Source organism: Fulvivirga lutea (assembly GCF_017068455.1).
In the GTDB taxonomy this organism is placed as follows: domain Bacteria; phylum Bacteroidota; class Bacteroidia; order Cytophagales; family Cyclobacteriaceae; genus Fulvivirga; species Fulvivirga lutea.
The window spans coordinates 3,148,564-3,174,346 of the sequence record NZ_CP070608.1 but is presented as its reverse complement, the minus strand read 5'-3'; the positions used below and the strand labels follow the sequence as shown (position 1 = coordinate 3,174,346).

Here is a 25,783-nt window from a genome sequence, read left to right as displayed (position 1 = left end):
CGTTGTCTATTATTTATTTTTTAAGCTTGAATAATTCTTCATATGTTAAATTATGAACTACATCAGAATGAAGAAGAACATACTATTAGTGATGTAAACGTTCAGAATGATGTTGTTCTTAATAACCCATTTCCTGGGTTAAGGCCTTTTAGCGTTGAAGAAAATCATCTGTTTTTTGGCCGTGAGAGCCAGGTTGACGAAGTTTTATTAAAACTTGCTACCAACAAGTTTGTAACTGTTATGGGTTACTCTGGTAGCGGTAAATCCTCTTTAATTTATTGTGGTGTTGTTCCAGTCGTTTATGGTGGATTCATGACTGAAGTTGGTCCTGACTGGAATATTATAATGACCAGACCGGGCACTTCACCTATACATAATCTAGGTTCCTCAATTCAACGCAGCTTGGATTATGGTTATATGAATAAAGAAGAGGCTAGAATAAACAGAAGAGTAATTTCTTCTATTCTTAGGACTGATCCAAATGGACTGGTAGAAGTATTAGCAAAAAAATATCAGAAGCAAAAACAGAATACCTTAATCTTTATTGACCAGTTTGAGGAATTATTCAGATATGGTACGTCAGATCAGGAGTCAGCCGAAGAAGCGAGGTTATATGTAAACCTTATTCTTGATGCTTGTCGAAATAGTCAATTCCCTGTCTACATTGCTATTACAATGCGCTCGGATTATGTGGGAGAATGTGCCAAGTTTCCGGGACTAACGCAATTGATTAATGAAAGCAACTACCTGGTTCCTCAAATGTCTCGCGACCAAAAGAGAATGGCAATTGAAGGGCCTATTGCTGTTGGTGGCGGACAAATTTCTGAGAGATTATTAAAAAGGCTACTAAATGATTTAGGAGATAATCAAGATCAACTTCCTATTCTGCAGCACGCTTTAATGCGTACGTGGAACTACTGGCTTAAAAATAAGGAGGAAGGTGAGCCGATGGATATTGGCCATTACAACGCGATTGGTAGAATCACAGAGGCGTTATCTCAGCATGCGAATGAAACTTTTGATGAATTAAGTTCAAGACAAAAGGAAATAGCAGAGATCCTCTTTAAGTCTTTAACTGAGAAATCTTCAAATAATTTTGGTATGAGAAGGCCGGTTAAATTAAGCTTTGTTGCTGATTTAGCCGATGCCACCGAAGAGGAGGTTATAGAAGTAGTGGATCACTTCAGAGCTCCTGGAAGATCATTTTTAATGCCGCCACCAAATGTTCGGTTAAACTCTGATTCACTTATAGAGATTTCACATGAGAGTTTGATGCGAATTTGGACCCGCCTAAAAGTTTGGGTGGATGAGGAGTTTGAATCTGCTCAAATGTATCGAAGACTGTCTGAGGCAGCTGCAATGTATCAGATAGGAAGAACAGGCTTATGGCGGCCACCTGATTTACAATTAGCACTAAACTGGCAGAAAAAGCAGAAACCTACACGGGCTTGGGCTAGAAGGTATGACGAAGCCTTTGAAAGAGCCATCGTTTTTCTAGATACTAGTAGAATAACCTACGAGGCAGAGCAGCGTAATCAGGAAATGCTACAAAAGCGTTTGGTCAAGCGAACCAAGGCGGTAGCTATTTTCTTGGGATTTGCCGCAGTTATAAGTATCCTCTTTTTCGTTTATGCATTAACACAAAGTACGGAAGCCAAACGTCAGGCTGAATTAGCAGAAGCAGAAAAAATAGAGGCGCAAAAACAAAGAGATATTGCAAACGAAGCCACAATTGAGGCGCAAGAGCAAACAAAAAAGGCTGAAGAAGCATTGGCGGATGCCAACGAACAACGTAAAAGGGCAGAGGAGGCACTCAGCAAAGCAGAGTATGAGCGATTGAGAGCAGAACAGAACTTTCAAATTGCCCAGGAACAAACGAATATTGCCAATGATCAGAAGGTTGTTGCTCAGGAAGCCAGGGATGAAGCGAGAAATCAGTTCAAAAGAGCTGAAGAAAACTATAGAGACGCCCAAAGGTTATTGTATCAATCAATTGCTCAATCTATGGCAGTTAAATCCTTGTCTATTGAAGATAATGACCTAAAGGGTGCACTTGCACAGCAGGCTAAAATCTTTTTTGACGAGTACCAAGGAAGACATTATGATCCATACATATATAATGGGTTATATGCCGCTACCGCTGATTTTATAGGCAGAGATTACAATACAATACCAAAACTGCATAGAAATGCTGTGAGATCGGTAGCAGTGGCTAATAATAGTCCTAACTATTTCACCACAGGTACACAGGGAAAACTAGTAAAGAGCACAACCGAAGATCAATCAAATAATATGAGCCTATTTTCCAATCAGTTCCCAAATAGAGCATTATCAATTAGTAATAATGATCAATGGTTGGCTATTGCTTCAGACTCAGCCTATATTCAAGTACTTAATACAGAAACTAACTCAACCAGTAAAATTACTGGACATAAAGGTTATGTTAATGACGTAGAGTTTAGCAATGGCAATAATGAGTTTTATTCAACTGGAAGTGATAGAACGATAAGGCGTAATAATATAGAGTCATTAAGATCAGAATTGGTCATGAATACTCAATTTGAGTTGAAAGCAATTGATCTTAATTCTAACGGTAGCCAGTTAATTGCTGGTACAATCGAAGGTAATTTGACGTTATACGATCTTGAGAGTAAATCGGAAAGTGTGATTTTTAATAATCCAGGGGTACCAATTCACAGTGTTCAGTTTAGTCAGGATAACAAATTAATCGTATTTGGTGATGAAAAAGGAGTAATTCATGTAATGAATGCCAATTCGAAAGCAATATTGTATGAACTAGTAGGCCATAAGGGTAGGGTTAGTACTATTGCATTCAGCCCAGACAATAAATTGATGGCTTCCGGAAGCTTTGATGGAGTTATTCAGATGTGGCCGGTGAAAGAATTGGGTGAATTACCAATTAGGATAACGGATAACGATGCCTATGTATGGGATATTAAATTTAGTTCAGATTCGGAATATATTATTTCTGCATGTGCCGATGGAGATGTGAGGTTGTGGCCTACCAACCCCGATAAATTTTCAGATCAGCTTTGTGAGTATATAAAAAGAAACATGACAGAAGAAGAATGGAAAACATATGTGGGTGATGACATCAAGTACAGAGCAACATGTGTTAACTTATTGGTTGAAGACTATTAAAAATACATGTTAAAAAGGCTTTCTATAGTTTGGTTACTTATATCGTTTTGCAATTTTGCCTTGGCTCAAAAGGTAGATTGTACAAATACGCTTGAACAAGCCAGAACAAACTTTGAGAGAGGGCATTTATATTCTATTCCCGCAATTTTAAAACCATGTTTAGATAATGGATTTAATAAGGTTCAAAAAATAGAGTCTTACTTAATTCTAACAAGAACATACTTGCTTATAGATGATCCTATAAGTGCTGAAGACAGTTATTTAAAGCTTCTTAGACTTGATCCTGAATATACAGTGGATCCAGAGAATGATCCTGTTGATATTGTTTACCTAAATGAAAAATTTACTACAACACCCATATTTATATTGTATGCTAGAGGAGGATTAAACTTCACAAATGCATCTTCAATTGTAAATTTTGGGGTTGATAATACAGAGCAGTCGCAAGAAGAATATTCTATGGGTGCCGGGTTTAACTTAGGTGGTGGCGCTGAGCTGAACTTAAGCAATCACCTAAGCCTAGGGTTGGAATTAAATTACAGTAATAGGAGATATAATTACAAAAACACTTTATTCAATGGTGACGCTCAAGATATGTTGGAAATTCAGTCAATGTTAAATGTTCCCATATTTCTAAAATATAGAATGAAATTCAACGATTGGCACCCTTATGTTTATGCAGGTTATTCATTTAATTACCTGATTGGAGCGCGAGCTGAATTGGAGTTAAAAGATCTTGTTATTTCCGGAGAAGGTGACAGGTCAGAAATTAGTGTAACCGGACCCGAGGAGAATTTAATTGACTTAAGAAATAGAGTCAATCATAATATTCTTGGTGGTATTGGAGTGAGGTATCGGATAGGGTATAATTATTTATTCCTGGATGCCAGATACTCATGGGGAATGAATAACATTGTTGATGAAAATAATCAGTATTCAAATCAATCGCTTTTGTACAAATATGGTATGGTTGACGACTATAAACGGTTAACGAATATAGAAGTTACTGCTGGCTACATTTGGCCATTGTATAAACCAAGAAAGATTGATGAGAAAAAAGGATTGTTCAGACGACTTTTTGACAAATAGAATTTACTAGTGATAAGATATCTGTTATATATCGTATTGATTGCTATCATGTCAGGATGTGATACTGAAGATAGTCTTGAGCCAAGGTTCGAGGATTACTTCATAAAGTATTACGGAGATTCAGGTGATCAGGAGGGAGTTGATTTTGTATCGCTCTCAGATGGTGGGTTTGTTGTTTTGGGGAAAAGTATTTTATCAAACTCGGCTTCACAGATCTGGCTAACCAGAACAGACGAAGTAGGAAATGAAATATGGTCTAATACATTTGGGGGTAATCAAAATGAAGACCCATCAGATTTAGAATTAGATGCTTCTGGGAATTTGATTATTAGTGCAACACTAACAGAACAAAATTCCGCTGCTACCGATGTAATGATTTTAAAAGTGAGTCCTGATGGCGTAAAAATAGACAGTGCTGTTTTTGGCTTTCCTGGTACTTCAGAACAAATAAATAGCATATTGGTAGCTTCAAATCAAGATATTATTGGCGTTGGGTCAACTGAGAATGTGGATATTAACAAAGCAGTTTATAATCCTGCTACTGATTTGCAAGATTTTTATTCAATAAGATTGAATAACAGTCTCCAAAAAGTAGAATCATTTTTATGGAAAGAAATTACTGGATTGGCTGGAGTAGATATAGGGCAGCAATTAGTTGAACGCCCAGACGGTTCATTCATTTACTTTGGAACCTCTGACGATCCTAATTCAGGTGAACAGCAAGATGGGTTTAATATGATCTTGTTTCCTGTGAATAACTTGGGTGATGCAACCTCAACGTTTGAAACACAATATTATGGAACGTTAGGAAACGAAAATGCAACACAAATTATCAATACTATAGATGGTGGCTATTCTATGGTAGGCACTTCTATTCAACAAGGTATCAATAGTATTTTTACAGCACGTGTTAGAAGTAATATAAATTTTGTAAGTTCTTCAAATTTAAGTTTACAAAATGTTGCCAACGCAGCTTCCATTTCTCAATCCGTAAGTGGTGGTTTTTTGGTGTTAGGCACTTCAAATTTTGGTGTTAGTGGAGATATAGAGTTAATTAAAATATCAGATATTGGAAGTATTGTTTGGACTAAATCATTCGGAGGTGTGGATAACGATGCTGCTGCAAAAGTTAATCAGGCAGCTGATGGTTCAATTTATATTTTAGGAACAGTTGATCTGGAAAGCCAAAGAAAGATTGCTTTTATTAAAACTAGTTCTCTAGGAGAACTAAAACCATAGATATTAATTACATTTTAGATAAATTAATGGTTTAGAGGAACTTATAAATTTTTTATTTAACTGAGCTTCTTAAATTGAGGTTACAATACGAAGATATATTATATAAACAGTTGTGCTTGGCTTATCGCTTTCTATGAGAATAGTAAACTCATTTGTTAAATTCCCATTTTGGCTAACCTTTTTAATGGTTAGCATTATTTATTGTATACCTCAATATTCACAGGCTCAATGCACAATTACAGGTCTAGCTACTGAATATTGTGAATCTGATGGAAGTGTACTTCTTACATTGTCTCCAAATGACGCTATTAATAGTTCAGGTGGTATTTTAAGTGGTTCAGGCATATCTGGAACATCCTTCGATCCTTCTGTTGCTGGTATTGGTAACCACACCATTACTTACTCTGCTTATGAGGTTAATCAATCCTCCACTATATCTTGGTCTACATTAACTACTTCTGATTTAGGATTGGGAGACGATGCCTCAGCCTTGGTGAGTTTAGGATTTACTTTTAATCTATTAGGAACTAATTTCTCAACAGTTTATATTTCTTCTAATGGCTATCTAACTTTTATAAATTCAGCGACAATTGATGCTTCTCCAGAAAATTTATCAGACACGAGTGAGCCGTATTTTTATATCGCAGGAGCATGGGATGATTTGGATCCGTCTGATTTTGACAATTTCATACCAGTTATTAGATACGAGGTTTTTGGGTCTTCACCCAATCGTGTTTTTGTCGTAGAGTATGCTGATGTTCCTCATTGGATTGCACCTGGAGGAAGTTTTAATACGGTGAACATGCAGATAAAACTCTATGAAGGTACAAACGCTATTGAAATTCATTCTCAGAACATTGATAGTGATGGTGGCAATAGAGTACAAGGAATATCGGGTGTTGTCGGGGGTGAAAACATAGTAGGAGGTAGTACTATTGAGTATTACGGAACACCAGGAAGAAATTTAACTAACTGGTCAGTAGCAACTGATGATTTTGTATCCTTTACTCCTTGCACTGTTTCTCAAGGTGTTACTGTTTATCAAGATCCAGACTTAAGTCTAAGTGTTAGTGCCAGTGACCCTACTATATGTTCTAATGAATCTACAACAATAGATGTAGCTCTTTCAGAAACAGGTATTAATTATCAGCTTCAAAACACTGCGGGCCCTGTTGATATCGGATCTCCCGTTGCGGGTACCGGAGGTACTATCAGTCTACCAACAGGTACACTTACATCTAGTACTACATTTCAAGTCGTTGCATCTCAGGGTAATCCTTGCGAGGCTGTATTATCTAATACGGCCACAGTCACAGTAAGTGGGGGATTTTCTGCCAATATATCAAGCTCTGCTACGGCTAATACAAGTTGTGATGGTGAATCTGTTACCTTCACAACATCTACAGGTGGTTCACCAAGCTTACCAGTTACATATGAGTTTTTCGTGAATGATGTCTCTGTTCAGGGACCTAGTGCTGATGCTACATATGATCTAACTACGTTAAATAATGCAGATGAAATTTACGCTATTGCTTATGAGAATGGTACTTGTAGTGCTATTTCCAGCACAATTACTCACACTATTAATGCACTACCAAGCACTGCCCTAACTGTCAATTATAGTTCAACGAGTGTTTGTGCAGGTCAAACGATTACAGTACAAGTTGTTTCTAGTACTCCCGGAGTTAATTATGAAGTTTTTGATAATACAAGTTCATCTGTAAGTTCCGTAGCAGCAGGAACGTCAGGTAATATTAATCTTACAACTAGTGCCTTATCTACATCCCAAACTAGTTTATTTGTAAGAGCTATTGATGCCTTAACAGGTTGTAATGATGATTTCCCAAGTCAAGCTATTACAGTAACAGGCTTACCAGGAGCTCCCACTCCTGATAATTCTACTTTGAATTATTGTGTGGGTGAAACTTCCTTGGTAGCTGATTTCAACGTTGCAGAAAGTAATTTAGAATGGTACAGTGATGCTTCTTTAACTACCAATATTCACAGTGGCGTTGTAGCTGACCCTTTGACTGATCTTGGTGTTAATACTAGTATAGCTGGATCAAGTACTTATTATGTCACTCAAACAGTATCAGGATGTGAAGGTCCTGCAGCAAGTATTGTAGTAACAATTAATCCATTACCTAATTCTGGCCTCCTAGTTACTCCGGGTTCAACAAGTGTTTGCGATGGTGGTACTCTGACATTTTCTATAGCCAATAGTCAAGCTGGTGTTAATTATGAGCTGTTTAATGGAGCAATCTCAATGAGTAATGTTGTTGCTGGTACTGGTTCGGCTGTTACTCCCATTGTTATTACTAGCAATGCTTTTAATCTCCCAGGCAGTCCAGTAACGATTAAAGTAACAGCTACAAATGCTGCCACATTATGTAGTGTGGATTTAACGGATACAGAATTGATCACTGTAAATCCTATACCGACAGCATTGCCGGTGACAATAGCAGATGCTAGTATTTGCAATGGAGGCTCCACGAATGTACAGATAGCCAACAGTGAGTCAGGAGTAAATTATCAGCTACGAAACAATGTAGGTAATGTAGCGATAGGTTCACCTGTTGCAGGAACAGGATTAGCGGCACCGATTGATTTACCGACAGGGGCTTTAACATCGAGTACGACATTTAATGTATTGGCGATCAATGCGACAACGGGTTGTGATGCACAGATGAGCAACACGATAGGTGTGACGGTGAATGCGATACCAAGTCCAACGGTAAGTGGTGATAACGATGTATGTGATGGCAATGTAGCAGTTTATACGACCCAGGCAGGTCAGAGCAATTATGTATGGTCAGTAAGTGCGGGCGGTACAATTACTTCAGGCGGTACGGGCACAGATAACACGGCCACGGTAACATGGAGTACAGTAGGCGCACAGAGTGTAAGTGTGAACTATGATAATGCGAGTGGTTGTGATGCGTTAAGTGCTACGACCTATAATGTCACGGTAAATCCAAATCCAGTTCCATCGATAACGCCAAGTGCTACGACCGTATGTGTAGGCGATGCAGGAACGACCTACAGTGTGCCAGCAGTAGGAGGCGATACTTATAATTGGACGGTAGTAGGAGGAACGATTACGGCAGGTGCAGGAACAGATGAGATTACAGTAACGTGGAATACTGCTGGAGCAGGAAGTGTGAGTGTAGTTCAAACGACTACAGCTACAGGATGTTTTGGTAGTGCGAGCCAGGCAGTGACGGTGAATGCGATACCAAGTCCAACGGTAAGTGGTGATAACGATGTATGTGATGGCAATGTAGCAGTTTATACGACCCAGGCAGGTCAGAGCAATTATGTATGGTCAGTAAGTGCGGGCGGTACAATTACTTCAGGCGGTACGGGCACAGATAATACGGCCACGGTAACATGGAGTACAGTAGGCGCACAGAGTGTAAGTGTGAACTATGATAATGCGAGTGGTTGTGATGCGTTAAGTGCTACGACCTATAATGTCACGGTAAATCCAAATCCAGTTCCATCGATAACGCCAAGTGCTACGACCGTATGTGTAGGCGATGCAGGAACGACCTACAGTGTGCCAGCAGTAGGAGGCGATACTTATAATTGGACGGTAGTAGGAGGAACGATTACGGCAGGAGCAGGAACAGATGAGATTACAGTAACGTGGAACACAGCTGGAGCAGGAAGTGTGAGTGTAGTTCAAACGACTACAGCGACAGGCTGTTTTGGTAGTGCGAGCCAGGCGGTGACGGTGAATGCGATACCAAGTCCAACGGTAAGTGGTGATAACGATGTATGTGATGGCAATGTAGCAGTTTATACGACTCAGGCAGGTCAGAGCAATTATGTATGGTCAGTAAGTGCGGGCGGTACAATTACTTCAGGCGGTACGGGCACAGATAATACGGCCACGGTAACATGGAGTACAGTAGGCGCACAGAGTGTAAGTGTGAACTATGATAATGCGAGTGGTTGTGATGCGTTAAGTGCTACGACCTATAATGTCACGGTAAATCCAAATCCAGTTCCATCGATAACGCCAAGTGCTACGACCGTATGTGTAGGCGATGCAGGAACGACCTACAGTGTGCCAGCAGTAGGAGGCGATACTTATAATTGGACGGTAGTAGGTGGTACGATTACAGCAGGTGCAGGCACGAACAGTATTACAGTAACGTGGAACACAGCTGGAGCAGGAAGTGTGAGTGTAGTTCAAACGACCACAGCGACAGGCTGTTTTGGTAGTGCGAGCCAGGCGGTGACGGTGAATGCGATACCAAGTCCAACGGTAAGTGGTGATAACGATGTATGTGATGGCAATGTAGCAGTTTATACGACTCAGGCAGGTCAGAGCAATTATGTATGGTCAGTAAGTGCGGGCGGTACAATTACTTCAGGCGGTACGGGCACAGATAATACGGCCACGGTAACATGGAGTACAGTAGGCGCACAGAGTGTAAGTGTGAACTATGATAATGCGAGTGGTTGTGATGCGTTAAGTGCTACGACCTATAATGTCACGGTAAATCCAAATCCAGTTCCATCGATAACGCCAAGTGCTACGACCGTATGTGTAGGCGATGCAGGAACGACCTACAGTGTGCCAGCAGTAGGAGGCGATACTTATAATTGGACGGTAGTAGGAGGAACGATTACGGCAGGAGCAGGAACAGATGAGATTACAGTAACGTGGAACACAGCTGGAGCAGGAAGTGTGAGTGTAGTTCAAACGACTACAGCGACAGGCTGTTTTGGTAGTGCGAGCCAGGCGGTGACGGTGAATGCGATACCAAGTCCAACGGTAAGTGGTGATAACGATGTATGTGATGGCAATGTAGCAGTTTATACGACTCAGGCAGGTCAGAGCAATTATGTATGGTCAGTAAGTGCGGGCGGTACAATTACTTCAGGCGGTACGGGCACAGATAATACGGCCACGGTAACATGGAGTACAGTAGGCGCACAGAGTGTAAGTGTGAACTATGATAATGCGAGTGGTTGTGATGCGTTAAGTGCTATGACCTATAATGTCACGGTAAATCCAAATCCAGTTCCATCGATAACGCCAAGTGCTACGACCGTATGTGTAGGCGATGCAGGAACGACCTACAGTGTGCCAGCAGTAGGAGGCGATACTTATAATTGGACGGTAGTAGGTGGTACGATTACAGCAGGAACAGGCACGAACAGTATTACAGTAACGTGGAACACAGCTGGAGCAGGAAGTGTGAGTGTAGTTCAAACGACCACAGCGACAGGCTGTTTTGGTAGTGCGAGCCAGGCGGTGACGGTGAATGCGATACCAAGTCCAACGGTAAGTGGTGATAACGATGTATGTGATGGCAATGTAGCAGTTTATACGACTCAGGCAGGTCAGAGCAATTATGTATGGTCAGTAAGTGCGGGCGGTACAATTACTTCAGGCGGTACGGGCACAGATAATACGGCCACGGTAACATGGAGTACAGTAGGCGCACAGAGTGTAAGTGTGAACTATGATAATGCGAGTGGTTGTGATGCGTTAAGTGCTACGACCTATAATGTCACGGTAAATCCAAATCCAGTTCCATCGATAACGCCAAGTGCTACGACCGTATGTGTAGGCGATGCAGGAACGACCTACAGTGTGCCAGCAGTAGGAGGCGATACTTATAATTGGACGGTAGTAGGTGGTACGATTACAGCAGGAACAGGCACGAACAGTATTACAGTAACGTGGAACACAGCTGGAGCAGGAAGTGTGAGTGTAGTTCAAACGACCACAGCGACAGGCTGTTTTGGTAGTGCGAGCCAGGCGGTGACGGTGAATGCGATACCAAGTCCAACGGTAAGTGGTGATAACGATGTATGTGATGGCAATGTAGTAGTTTATACGACTCAGGCAGGTCAGAGCAATTATGTATGGTCAGTAAGTGCGGGCGGTACAATTACTTCAGGCGGTACGGGCACAGATAATACGGCCACGGTAACATGGAGTACAGTAGGCGCACAGAGTGTAAGTGTGAACTATGATAATGCGAGTGGTTGTGATGCGTTAAGTGCTACGACCTATAATGTCACGGTAAATCCAAATCCAGTTCCATCGATAACGCCAAGTGCTACGACCGTATGTGTAGGCGATGCAGGAACGACCTACAGTGTGCCAGCAGTAGGAGGCGATACTTATAATTGGACGGTAGTAGGTGGTACGATTACAGCAGGAACAGGCACGAACAGTATTACAGTAACGTGGAACACAGCTGGAGCAGGAAGTGTGAGTGTAGTTCAAACGACCACAGCGACAGGCTGTTTTGGTAGTGCGAGCCAGGCGGTGACGGTGAATGCGATACCAAGTCCAACGGTAAGTGGTGATAACGATGTATGTGATGGCAATGTAGCAGTTTATACGACTCAGGCAGGTCAGAGCAATTATGTATGGTCAGTAAGTGCGGGCGGTACAATTACTTCAGGCGGTACGGGCACAGATAATACGGCCACGGTAACATGGAGTACAGTAGGCGCACAGAGTGTAAGTGTGAACTATGATAATGCGAGTGGTTGTGATGCGTTAAGTGCTACGACCTATAATGTCACGGTAAATCCAAATCCAGTTCCATCGATAACGCCAAGTGCTACGACCGTATGTGTAGGCGATGCAGGAACGACCTACAGTGTGCCAGCAGTAGGAGGCGATACTTATAATTGGACGGTAGTAGGTGGTACGATTACAGCAGGAACAGGCACGAACAGTATTACAGTAACGTGGAACACAGCTGGAGCAGGAAGTGTGAGTGTAGTTCAAACGACCACAGCGACAGGCTGTTTTGGTAGTGCGAGCCAGGCGGTGACGGTGAATGCGATACCAAGTCCAACGGTAAGTGGTGATAACGATGTATGTGATGGCAATGTAGTAGTTTATACGACTCAGGCAGGTCAGAGCAATTATGTATGGTCAGTAAGTGCGGGCGGTACAATTACTTCAGGCGGTACGGGCACAGATAATACGGCCACGGTAACATGGAGTACAGTAGGCGCACAGAGTGTAAGTGTGAACTATGATAATGCGAGTGGTTGTGATGCGTTAAGTGCTATGACCTATAATGTCACGGTAAATCCAAATCCAGTTCCATCGATAACGCCAAGTGCTACGACCGTATGTGTAGGCGATGCAGGAACGACCTACAGTGTGCCAGCAGTAGGAGGCGATACTTATAATTGGACGGTAGTAGGTGGTACGATTACAGCAGGAACAGGCACGAACAGTATTACAGTAACGTGGAACACAGCTGGAGCAGGAAGTGTGAGTGTAGTTCAAACGACCACAGCGACAGGCTGTTTTGGTAGTGCGAGCCAGGCGGTGACGGTGAATGCGATACCAAGTCCAACGGTAAGTGGTGATAACGATGTATGTGATGGCAATGTAGCAGTTTATACGACTCAGGCAGGTCAGAGCAATTATGTATGGTCAGTAAGTGCGGGCGGTACAATTACTTCAGGCGGTACGGGCACAGATAATACGGCCACGGTAACATGGAGTACAGTAGGCGCACAGAGTGTAAGTGTGAACTATGATAATGCGAGTGGTTGTGATGCGTTAAGTGCTACGACCTATAATGTCACGGTAAATCCAAATCCAGTTCCATCGATAACGCCAAGTGCTACGACCGTATGTGTAGGCGATGCAGGAACGACCTACAGTGTGCCAGCAGTAGGAGGCGATACTTATAATTGGACGGTAGTAGGTGGTACGATTACAGCAGGAACAGGCACGAACAGTATTACAGTAACGTGGAACACAGCTGGAGCAGGAAGTGTGAGTGTAGTTCAAACGACCACAGCGACAGGCTGTTTTGGTAGTGCGAGCCAGGCGGTGACGGTGAATGCGATACCAAGTCCAACGGTAAGTGGTGATAACGATGTATGTGATGGCAATGTAGTAGTTTATACGACTCAGGCAGGTCAGAGCAATTATGTATGGTCAGTAAGTGCGGGCGGTACAATTACTTCAGGCGGTACGGGCACAGATAATACGGCCACGGTAACATGGAGTACAGTAGGCGCACAGAGTGTAAGTGTGAACTATGATAATGCGAGTGGTTGTGATGCGTTAAGTGCTACGACCTATAATGTCACGGTAAATCCAAATCCAGTTCCATCGATAACGCCAAGTGCTACGACCGTATGTGTAGGCGATGCAGGAACGACCTACAGTGTGCCAGCAGTAGGAGGCGATACTTATAATTGGACGGTAGTAGGTGGTACGATTACAGCAGGAACAGGCACGAACAGTATTACAGTAACGTGGAACACAGCTGGAGCAGGAAGTGTGAGTGTAGTTCAAACGACCACAGCGACAGGCTGTTTTGGTAGTGCGAGCCAGGCGGTGACGGTGAATGCGATACCAAGTCCAACGGTAAGTGGTGATAACGATGTATGTGATGGCAATGTAGCAGTTTATACGACTCAGGCAGGTCAGAGCAATTATGTATGGTCAGTAAGTGCGGGCGGTACAATTACTTCAGGCGGTACGGGCACAGATAATACGGCCACGGTAACATGGAGTACAGTAGGCGCACAGAGTGTAAGTGTGAACTATGATAATGCGAGTGGTTGTGATGCGTTAAGTGCTACGACCTATAATGTCACGGTAAATCCAAATCCAGTTCCATCGATAACGCCAAGTGCTACGACCGTATGTGTAGGCGATGCAGGAACGACCTACAGTGTGCCAGCAGTAGGAGGCGATACTTATAATTGGACGGTAGTAGGTGGTACGATTACAGCAGGAACAGGCACGAACAGTATTACAGTAACGTGGAACACAGCTGGAGCAGGAAGTGTGAGTGTAGTTCAAACGACCACAGCGACAGGCTGTTTTGGTAGTGCGAGCCAGGCGGTGACGGTGAATGCGATACCAACGTTAAGTGTAAGTCCATTAGCAGAGAGCATCTGTGATGGTGGAACTACGAATATAGCATTAAGCACACCAAATGGTGCAGGTGATGGCTACCGTTGGACGATAAGTGCAGTGAGTGGTTTGACAGGAGCGAGTGCACAGGGAAGCATAGGTACGCCAGTAGCAGGTCCAATAGCTCAGACCTTGACCTTAGATGCAGCAAATGTATCGGGCAGTGTGACATATACGATTTACAGTGTAAACAGTTTAACGGGTTGTGAGAGTGTAGGAAGAGATGTGATTGTGACGGTGACTCCACTTCCAACACCAACAATATCAGGTGCTTCAAATGTTTGTGAAAATGAAACTGGAGTAGTTTATTCAACATTAGCTGGTCAGACTAATTATATTTGGAATGTTAGCGCGGGAGCAACAGTTACTGCAGGAGGTACAACTTCAGATAATACCATAACAGTTGACTGGGGAAGCGCGGGAGCTGAATCAGTAAGTGTGAATTATACAGATGCCAATGGGTGCACTGCAGCTTCAGCTACAACATTTAGCGTAACAGTTGAAACACTTCCTACAGCATCAATCTCGGGATCAACATCTGTTTGTCCAGGAGTAAGTACAGATCTTACATTTTCATTGACAGGTACTGGTCCAAATTATGATGTTATATATACAGATGGAAGTTCAAATATTATTATTACTGGAGTAAGTAATGGACACACAGTTTCAGTTACACCACTCGCAACAACAACTTATACCTTAGTTAGCGCTGTTGATTTAGGAACTGGTTGTGAAGCTGTATCACTTACAGGCAGCGCAACAGTTTCTGTGTTGGCTAGCCCAGTTACTGCTTCAAATCTTGCATTTAATACTGCTTGTAGCGATGACCCAATTGGGGTAACTCTGTTATTAGAAGGAGGCGGATCGGCATCTTCATGGGATGTAGAAGTTATTAGTAAGGATGGAAATTTAACTGGCGGTCCTTCAGTTGGAGTAATCGGCACAGGATTAGCTGAAACTATTATTTTTAATAACACTTTCAATAATGTAAGCAGTACATCAGGGGATATTGTATATAGAGTAATACCGAACAGTGGTGGTGGTTGCAGTGGAAGCCCATTTAATATAACAGTTACAATAAACCCTGAACCTGTAGGAACTACGATCGCAGCTGGAACTATAACTGGTTGTAGTGATGAAGCATTAAATTACAGCTTACAGGATAATATAAATTTAAGCAATAGTGTATTAAGCACCTTTGTTTGGTCCGCTGCAGATAATGCCGACCCAGATGTAACAGGAGAAAATTCAGGAAATACATCAGGAAGTGTAATCAATGATATCATCACGAATACATCTGGAGTTCCTCAAGATATAGTATACACAGTTACACCTACAAGTGCTGATGGCTGTCAAGGAAATCAATTTAATATAACGGTAACAGTTGATCCTGAACCGGTTTCAACTGCGTCTAATTACAATTCAACTATTTGTAGTGGTGAGGCATTATCTAGAAACTTGCAGTCAGATATCTCTGGTGGATTGAGTAGTACCTTCACTTGGTTAGCTACTACTCCTAATGGACAAGTTTCTGGTGAAAGTACTTCTAATCAATCTTCTTCAATTCTTGATGATGTGCTGATCAACACTTCAACAAGTCCACAGGTAGTGATTTATACGGTAACCCCAATAAGCAGTCCATTTGGATGTTCAGGAAATCCATACACAGTTTCAGTTACCATAAATCCTGAACCGGTTACAGATCCTTTATTATCAACAGTAGGGGTATGCAGTGATGAGGTATTAGGCATAAACCTGATAACAAATGGTACATCAGGAACAGCAGATCGATGGAATGTATCGGTAGTAAGTCAAGATGTTAACCTTACAGGAACACCTACTACAGGAACCGGTCTTGCAGCAACTGCGTTGTCTGGAGATAGTTATACCAATGTTTCAAGTATTTCAGGAAGGGTAGTTTACAGGGTAATACCTATTACTGCATCACCTGAGGATTGTGCAGGAGATGCATTTGACATAACTGTTACAGTTCAGCCAAAGCCTGTGACAGAACCTACTTTATCAACAATATCTGCTTGCAGTGATAATTCAATCGGTCTTAATTTAGCTACTAACGGAGTGTCAGTTAATGCTGATCGTTGGGATGTGTCCATAGTAAGCCAGGATGCGAATGTTACAGGAACACCAACTTCAGGACCAGGATTGGCAGCCGGGGTATTAGCATCAGATGTATTTAACAATATTAGCTCCACTCCAGGAAATGTAGTCTATCGTGTGACTCCAATTACTGCATCACCAAATGATTGTGCGGGAAATCCATTTGATATTACGGTAACTGTAAATCCTGAGCCAGTAGTAAACACTACTACTCCAGTAACAGTATGCAGTGACGCTATTACAGGAATTACCTTAACCACAACAGGAACTTCAGGTCCAGTATCAAGTTGGACTGTGAATTTGATTAGTCAGGATGCAAATGTTTCAGGAACGCCAACAACTGGAAGTGGGTTGTCTGCTACAGCGATACAAAATAATGTCTTTACCAATGTAAGTTCAACTTCTGGAAACGTAGTGTACCAGGTTATTCCGGTTACTGCAGCAGGATGTTTGGGTAATGCATATAATGTAACATTAATAGTTGAACCTGAACCAGTGACTGACCCAACATTGTCAGCAGTAGGATTATGTAGTGATGAAGTATTAGGAATTACACTTGCTACTAATGGTACATCGGTAGCAGCAGATAGATGGAATGTTTCTTTAGTAAGTAAGGATGTTAACCTTACTGGAACTCCAACTACAGGAACTGGTCTTGCAGCAGGAGCATTGGCAGGGGATAGCTACACCAACGTTTCTAGTATTTCCGGTAGAGTTATTTATAGAGTTACACCAATTAGTGCCTCACCAGATGATTGTGCTGGCAATGCATTTGACATAACGGTTACTGTACAGCCAGAACCAGTAGTCCTAAGCTCACTCGCTACATTAAGCGTATGTAGTGATAATGTAATTGGTCTTAATCTAGCCACTAATGGAGTGTCAGTAAATGCTGATCGTTGGGATGTATCCATAGTAAGCCAAGATGCTAATGTAACAGGAACACCAACTTCGGGACCAGGATTGGCAGCCGGGGCGTTGGCATCAGATGTATTTAACAATATTAGCTCCACTCCAGGAAATGTAGTGTATCGAGTGACACCAATTACTGCATCACCAAATGATTGTGAAGGAAATCCATTTGATATTACTGTGACTATAAACCCTGAGCCAGTAGTAAATACTACTACTCCGGTAACAGTATGCAGTGATGAAATTACTGGAATTACCTTAACAACCACAGGAACCTCAGGTCCAGTATCAAGTTGGACTGTTAATTTGATAAGTCAAGATGCAAATGTTTCTGGAACACCAACCACAGGAAGCGGATTGTCTTCTACAGCGATACAAAACAATATCTTTACCAATGTAAGTTCAACTTCTGGAAACGTAGTGTACCAGGTTATTCCAGTTACTGCAGCAGGATGTTTGGGTAATGCATATAATGTAACATTGACAGTTGAACCTGAACCAGTAACAGATCCAACACTATCGGCTGTGGGATTATGTAGTGATGAAGTATTAGGAATTACACTTGTCACTAATGGTACGTCCGTAGCAGCAGACCGTTGGAATGTGTCATTAGTAAGTAAGGATGTTAACCTTATAGGTACTCCAACTATAGGAACTGGACTAGCAGCAGGAGCATTAGCAGGTGATAGCTTTACTAATACAAGTAACTCATCCGGTAATATCATATACAGAGTTACACCAATTAGTGCCTCACCTGATGATTGTGCTGGTAATCCATTTAATATAACGGTTACAGTACAGCCAGAACCAGTAGTCCTCAGTTCACTGTCTTCATTAAGCGTATGTAGTGATAATGCAATTGGGTTAACTTTGCTCACAAATGGAGTATCCGTTGTGGCTGATCGTTGGGATGTATCCATAGTAAGCCAGGATGCAAATGTAACAGGAACACCAACTTCAGGACCAGGTTTGGCAGCTGGAGCATTATCATCAGATGTATTTAACAATATTAGCTCCACTCCAGGAAATGTAGTTTATCGAGTAACTCCAATTACTGCATCACCAAATGATTGTGCAGGAAACCCATTTGATATTACGGTAACTGTGAATCCTGAGCCAGTAGTAAACACTTCTACTCCAGTAACAGTATGCAGTGATGAAATTACTGGAATTACCTTAACAACCACAGGAATCTCAGGTCCAGTATCAAGTTGGACTGTGAATTTGATAAGTCAGGATGCAAATGTTTCTGGAACACCAACCACAGGAAGCGGATTGTCTTCTACAGCGATACAAAACAATATCTTTACCAATGTAAGTTCAACTTCTGGAAACGTAGTGTACCAGGTTATTCCGGTTACTGCAGCAGGATGTTTGGGTAATGCATATAATGTAACATTAACAGTTGAACCTGAACCAGTAACAGATCCAACACTATCGGCTGTGGGATTATGTAGTGATGAAGTATTAGGAATTACACTTGCTACTAATGGCACATCAGTAGCAGCAGATCGATGGAATGTTTCATTAGTAAGTAAGGATGTTAACCTTACTGGTACTCCAACTACAGGAACTGGACTTGCAGCAGGTGCACTAGCAGGTGATAGTTTCACTAATATTTCTGGAACTTTTGGTAGAGTAGTGTATAGAGTAACACCAATTAGTGCCTCACCAGATGATTGTGCTGGAAATCCATTTGACATAACAGTTACAGTGCAGCCAGTTCCGGAAACAGCTCCATCAATTGCCTCTGTATCTGCTTGTAGCGATGTTTCTATTGGCTTGACTTTAATAACAACGGCAAGCTCAGCTGCTGCTGATCGTTGGGATGTATCCATAGTAAGCCAGGATGCTAATGTTACAGGAACACCAACTTCAGGATCAGGCTTAGCAGCAGGGGCGTTGGCGTCAGATGTATTCAACAATATTAGCTCTATACCTGGAAACGTTGTGTATCGAGTGACTCCAATTACAGCAGCACCAGACAATTGTGCAGGAAACCCATTTGACATCACAGTGACTGTAAATCCTGAGCCAGTAGTAAATACTACTACTCCAGTAACAGTATGTAGTGATGAAGTTACAGGAGTTACTCTAACTACCACAGGAACCTCAGGCCCAGTATCAAGTTGGACTGTGAATTTGATTAGTCAGGATGCAAATGTTTCAGGAACACCAACCACTGGAAGTGGACTGTCTGCTACAGCAATACAAAATAATGTCTTTACCAATGTAAGTTCAACTTCTGGAAACGTAGTGTACGAGGTTATTCCGGTTACTGCTGCAGGATGTTTGGGTGATGCATATAATGTAACACTAATAGTTGAGCCTGAACCAGTGACAGATCCAACACTATCGGCTGTAGGGTTATGTAGTGATGATGTATTAGGAATTACGCTTATCACCAATGGTACATCAGTAGCGGCAGATCGATGGAATGTGTCATTAGTAAGTAAGGATGTTAACCTTACTGGTACTCCAACTACAGGAACTGGACTAGCAGCAGGAGCATTAGCAGGTGATAGTTATACAAACACAAGTGTGACTTTTGGTAGAGTTGTCTATAGAGTAACACCAATTAGTGCCTCACCAGATGATTGTGTGGGTAATGCATTTGATATTACAGTGACTGTGCAACCTGAGCCTGAAACTAATCCATCACTATCTACTATTTCAGTTTGCAGTGACATAGCAACAGGTTTGATTTTAAATACAAATCCAAGTTCTGTTTTGGCCGATCGTTGGAATGTATCCATAGTAAGTCAGGATGCAAATGTAACAGGAACACCAACTTCAGGATCAGGCTTAGCTGCAGGGGCGTTGGCGTCAGATGTATTCAACAATATTAGCTCTACACCAGGAAATGTAGTGTATCGAGTAACTCCAATAACAGCATCACCAAATGATTGTGCAGGAAACCCATTTGACATCACAGTGACTGTAAGGCCTGAGCCAGTAGTAAATACTACAACTCCAGTAACAGTATGTAGTGATGAAATTACTGGAATTACCTTAACCACAACTGGAACCTCAGGTCCAGTATCAAGTTGGACTGTGAACTTGATTAGTCAGGATGCAAATGTTTCAGGAACACCAACCACGGGAAGTGGTTTGTCTGCTACAGCAATACAAAATAATGTCTTTACCAATGTAAGTTCAACTTCTGGAAACGTAGTGTACGAGGTTATTCCGGTTACTGCTGCAGGATGTTTGGGTGATGCATATAATGTAACCTTAACGGTTGAGCCAGAACCAGTAACAGATCCTGCTTTAGCGAGTATTACTATTTGCAGTGATGAGTTGTTGAGTGCATTATTGACTACGAATGGTTCATCAGTACCTGCTGATCGTTGGGATATTTCAGTAGTAAGCCAGGATGTTAATCTAATAGGAACTCCAACAACAGGCACAGGGCTTGCAACAGGAGCATTATCAGGAGATAGCTTTACAAATACTTCCAATACGACTGGAAGAATAATTTATCGAGTAACTCCATTTAGCGCCACACCTCAAGATTGTGCTGGTAATGCTTTTAATATCACAGTAACGGTACTACCTGAGCCAGTAACTGCTCCTTCTATTTCAGCTAAAACTGTATGTAGTAATGATCCAATTGGTCTTGTATTAGTGACTAATGGAGTGTCAGTAACAGCAAACCGATGGGATGTTTCGTTAGTAAGTCAGGCTGCCGGAATTACTGGGACGCCAACAACAGGGACTGGCTTGGCTTCAACTGCTATTCAAAATGATGTTTTCAATAATTCTAATAATTCACCTCAAGATGTTGTATATCGTGTAACTCCAATTAGTGCAACACCAGCTGATTGTGCAGGTGATCCATTTGATATTACAGTAACTATTGAACCGCAACCAGTAATGGCCATTAATAATATCAATACAGAAATTTGTAGTGGATCATCAACAAATATTGAATTATCAAGTTTGACAGATAATGCAATTATTAGACTTGATGCTGTTACTAATGCGAGTAATGTGTCAGGTTTTACAACTCCTGGAGTAACATTTACTCCTGGTGCAGGTACTGTGGCAATTACTGATGTATTAACAAATAATACGAACAACCCCATCTCAATTACCTACGAATTCAGTATTCAAGTGAATGGGTGTCCTGATGATGTAGGACCATTCTCAACAGTAGTAACTGTGAATCCAAATCCAACTCTTACTTTAACAAATAACAAAACTCTTATTTGTAGTGGAGATCAAGTTGATATTGATTTAAACACTCCAACATTAAATGGGCAGATAAATCTAGTTAGTGTGAATTATGGAGCAGCGAGTGGTACACTTACTGCACCTATTGTATATTCAAATGGAGATAACATAAATGAGGTTATTACAAATACAACTACTGCTGCTGTAGATGTTATTTATGAATTTAATGTTACAACCACAGATTTATGTCCGGTAACTGCCTCTCCTGCAAGTCAGTTCATTACTGTAAAAGTAAGTCCAGACCCTAATTTTGATGTAATAAATAATGCTCCAACAATTTGTAGTGGTGAATCAGCGAATATCGATATTACTTCAACTACCTCTGGTGCAGTTATTGAACTTATTAATGTTACAGCATCTTCGGCTCAGATACAAGGAGTACTTCCAGTTGGAGCAACATTCTTAAATGGAGCTAATATATCAAATATCTTATCGCACACCACAAACACGGTGCAAACAGTAATTTATGAATTTGAAGCAACACTTAATGGATGCATAAGTGCCTCTACGATTTCAAGAACTATTACTATTAACCCAATTCCTACCATGAATACATCTGTTGATGCATTAACCATTTGTGAAGGAGAAACAACCAATATTGTACTTACTAATCCTAATAATATAGCAGGAACAAATTATTCATGGACGGTAGTTGATAACCCTAATGTTGCTGGAGAATCTGCAGGTTCGGGAGGACCAAATACTGCTACTATTGCTCAAACTTTGACATTAGCGCCAGGAGTTACTACTACCCAAACAGTAACTTATAATATTAGACCTGATGCAGGAGGATGTAATGGAAATATCAAATCCATAATAGTAACCATTAATCCAACTCCAACGATTACCGCATCAGCAGATGAGACACTTTGTTCAGGTGAAACAACGAACATTACTATAAATGGAGCGCCTGATAATGTTTCAAACACCAATTTTAGCTGGACGGTGATAAACAATGTCAATAATGTTTCTGGTGCTGCTAATGGTTCTGGAACAGCAATAAATCAAACACTCTTTGTAAATAATAATTCACCTTCAGGTAGTGTGACTTATCGAATTACTCCAAATGCCAATGGTTGTTCCGGAGCTTTCGAGGATGTTACTGTTAATGTAAATCCAAGACCAGTTGTATTTGCAGGTTTCGATTACGCTATTTGTGCTGATGAAGGAAGCATAAGCCTATCTGCTTCTATAACTGGAGCTGCAACTTCTGGCGTATGGACTGGAGGAAATAATGCATCAGGTTATAGTAATAATCCTGTGGTGAATGGTGAAGTTATTGAATATACTTTTGATGTTACTGATAGTTTGGCTGGTTTTGTGACCTTCACTTTAACCACAAATGATCCGGATGGCGCTGGACCTTGTACTGCGGTGAGTGACCAAATTACAGTTACTATTAACTCCTTGCCAGTAGTTGATTTCAATGGCTTACCAGCTGATGCAGCCGAAAATGATCCGCCAATACCATTGTTTGGGTCCCCTTCTGGTGGTATATTTTCAGGAGATGGAATATCAGGTAACTCTTTCAATCCTGCAGGTGCCAATGTAGAGGAAGACAACTTTGTTACTTACACCTACACTGAACCATCTACTGGTTGTACTAATTCCATTACTAAGTCTATTTTTATAAACGGTACCACACCAATTGATGTAGGTAACGATAATGTTCAGGTTTGCCTTTCAGAACCACCTGTACTTCTTGAAGCTAATCCAACTGGTGGTACCTGGACAGGTACAGGTGTGGCGAATGTTGGTGGAACTAATTATGAATTTGATCCAGCTGACGCAGATGTGGGCACACACATTGTAACTTATTCATTCACCAATTCAAGTGGAGCTACTAGTACAGCTGAATTAACTTTTGAGGTATTGCCTGTGCCTGAAGTGAACTTTGTTGAGAGTTCAAACTGTATTGACCAACCAATAACGTTCAATGATTTATCTACAATTGATAATTCAGTATTTGCTTCAGCAGCGATAACAGAGTGGGATTGGGAATTTAAGGATGAAAATGACGTTTTAATATTTGGTTCAACCGACCAGAATCCAGTCGTTCAGTTTTTATCGCCTGGAGAGAAGTTCGTTACATTAAGAGTAACTTCTACTACTGATGGCAAAACATGTACAACCACTGTGATTGATAGATCAGTGACCATAGGTGAAGAACCAGATGTATTCTTTAGTTGGCAAAGTGTATGTAACGGAGATTTTACAGCCTTCATTGATGAAACAGATTTGAACGTAGGATCAATTAGTAACTATACTTGGGATTTCTCTGATGGAGTTACCGTTTCGGGTGCAGGATCAACAACTCTTAATGAGCTTCATGGTAATGGTTCAGAGACAATTGGTACACTGGCCGCACCAGAGCATAAGTATTTTAATGTTGGAGACTATGATGTTACCTTAACTGTAGAAACTGACTTAGGTTGTATTAAATCTTACACTCAGAATATAGATATTTTACCACAGACAGAAATTAATCAATTCCCTTATTTTGAATCTTTTGATACTAATGATGGAGATTGGGCTGAAGAAGTAGAGTTGTTAAGAGACCCTAACCTGAATAGTCCGAATAGTTGGGTGTATTCAAACGCAGGATCTGGAAGTATTTTACCAAAATATTCTGGTGACGGTTTCTGGTGGACTGGTGAAAATGGCACAGGTTATTATAATGACGAACAAAGTTGGGTGAACGGCCCATGCTTCAACTTATCAGGTTTGAATAGGCCAATGGTTAGTATGAAAATTATTTCTTCTACAGACCAGGGATTTGACGGAGCAGTATTGCAGTATTCTACTGATGGAGGTATTAACTGGGAGAATTTAGGTGGCTTAAACGAGGGAGGTATTAATTGGTATAACTCTGGATCTATCTCATCTAAACCAGGAGATCAGGACTTTGGCTTTGGTTGGACAGGTGAAATTCAAAAGAGTGAAGATGGAACACTACAATGGGTAGAAGTGGCCCATAACCTGAATGCAGTTAAAGGAGTTTCCAATGTATTGTTAAGAGTGGCTTTTGGTAGTAATTCAGATAATTCGGAAGATCAGATTAATGGGTTTGCCTTTGATGATGTATACGTTGGAGAGAAACAGAGATTGGTATTTCTGGAACACTTTACTGATTTAGGTAGAGTAAGTTCGAGGGATGCCGACATTCATATTGAAAGTCTTAAAAACTCGCAGATTGATGAATTTGATACTGTTGACTTTACTTCAATACAGTATCATATTAACGATACGGGTACTGATATATTTAATCAAGCTAATCCAGGTGATCCTAGTGCTAGAAGTATTTATTACGGGGTGTCACAAGCACCAAGTAGTCTATTGGATGGGTCAAACTCAGGCTTTAATGGAAATACATTTGGAATTACAACCAGAGAGCTAGATAGAAGAGCACTTATTAATCCATTGTTTGATATAAGTATAGATACATTATCCACAAGTGCAGAAGAGTTATCAGTAAGAGCAACATTTACTGCGCGTCAGGCAATTAATGAAGTTGTTACTTTACAAGTAGCTTTGATTGAAAATAATGTGGTTTTAGATGGCAGTGCTCAGGTCTACAACAACATTTTGAAGAAACTACTTCTAGGTGGAGAAGGAAAGAGTATCAATAATACATGGGTTGTTGGTCAGACGGAAACGGTAGACATAAATTGGGAGATTGATGTTGAAATATTCGAGCCGGCAAATCTCTACTTAGTTGCTTTCGTTCAGAATAAGAGTTCACGCGAAATATACGGTACTGTTCAGAAGAAGGCTCAAAATCAAAATGAATCAATTGTAACTGGCATTGGAGAAGATGTTATGGAGCAAGCAAAGTCTATTTCAGTTTATCCTAACCCAGCTAATGGAAGAGTAAACTTCTTGATAGAGGATATAGCATTATCAGACTATACCTGGAAAATAGTAGATCAAAGAGGCGTTTCGGTAATTAGTGGTAACCTTGAGTTTAATGCACTTGGTTTGTATACAGTTTCTACTGAAGAGTTAAGAAACGGAGTTTACTATGTAATTATTGAGGCACAAAATAAACCGCTAATTTATAGAAAACTAGCGGTGATGAACAGGCGATAAAAGGTG

At 41.1% G+C, this 25,783-nt stretch carries 4 protein-coding genes; all 4 read left to right on the top strand.

Annotated features, from left to right (window positions below; all coding sequences use genetic code 11):
• The first annotated feature begins 42 nt into the window (after nucleotides 1-42).
• The 4 genes from JR347_RS14140 to JR347_RS14125 all read left to right on the top strand — a co-directional run bounded on the left by JR347_RS14140 (nucleotide 43) and on the right by JR347_RS14125 (nucleotide 25,777).
• Nucleotides 43-3,162, top strand: a complete 3,120-nt coding sequence (locus tag JR347_RS14140; RefSeq protein WP_205721240.1) for an nSTAND1 domain-containing NTPase — start codon at nucleotides 43-45, stop codon at nucleotides 3,160-3,162.
• Between the two features lie 60 nt (nucleotides 3,163-3,222).
• Nucleotides 3,223-4,251, top strand: coding sequence for a porin family protein (locus JR347_RS14135; RefSeq protein ID WP_205721239.1), 1,029 nt, complete (start codon nucleotides 3,223-3,225; stop codon nucleotides 4,249-4,251).
• 9 nt (nucleotides 4,252-4,260) lie between these two features.
• Nucleotides 4,261-5,490, top strand: coding sequence for a hypothetical protein (locus tag JR347_RS14130; RefSeq protein WP_205721238.1), 1,230 nt, complete (start codon nucleotides 4,261-4,263; stop codon nucleotides 5,488-5,490).
• Nucleotides 5,491-5,674: 184 nt separating this feature from the next.
• On the top strand, nucleotides 5,675-25,777 hold the full coding sequence (locus tag JR347_RS14125) for a PKD-like domain-containing protein (RefSeq protein ID WP_205721237.1): 20,103 nt from the start codon (nucleotides 5,675-5,677) through the stop codon (nucleotides 25,775-25,777).
• Nucleotides 25,778-25,783 lie beyond the last annotated feature (6 nt).